Consider the following 505-nt stretch of genomic DNA (forward strand, 5'->3'; position numbering starts at 1 on the left):
CGGTCTACGGGGCGAACGCGCCGCCGCGGATGACCGCCCGGACCTCGTCCACGGTGATCGCGTGCGGATCGAAGTCGGCGAGCCACCAGGTGGCCCCCGCGGCCTCGAAGGCAGCCAGGTCCGCGTCGGCGGCCAGCGTCACCGCGACGTCGTACGACGCCTGCGGCTGCCCGACGCGGAGGTCGGCGATCTTCGCGACGGCCTCGGCCAGCTGGTCCGGGTGCTCGAGGTTGACCGGCACGAACCCGTCGTGGCGCGCGGCTCGATGGAGCGGCCGTTCCTTGCCGGGGAACCCGGCGATCCAGACCGGTACCGACGGTTGCACCGGCCGCGGCAGGAACCGGACGTCGTCCACGGTGAAGTGGTCGCCGTGGTGCTGCACCGGCTCACCCGTCCACGCCTGGCGCAGGATCGCCAGCGACTCGTCGAGCATCCCGGCGCGGGTGCGGTCGTCCTCCTCGTCGCCGAACCGGGAGAACTCGCCGCCGAACCGGTCACTGCCGAG

Annotated in this window: 1 protein-coding gene; it reads right to left on the reverse strand. The window is 73.5% G+C overall.

What is annotated here, in order from left to right; all coding sequences use genetic code 11:
* Positions 1 to 4: 4 nt before the first annotated feature.
* A partial coding sequence (locus ACOADB_RS21540) for an LLM class flavin-dependent oxidoreductase (protein ID WP_378603337.1) occupies positions 5 to 505 on the reverse strand: 501 nt, incomplete at its 5' end.

Source organism: Nocardioides sp. CPCC 206348 (assembly GCF_048654705.1).
Lineage (GTDB): Bacteria > Actinomycetota > Actinomycetes > Propionibacteriales > Nocardioidaceae > Nocardioides.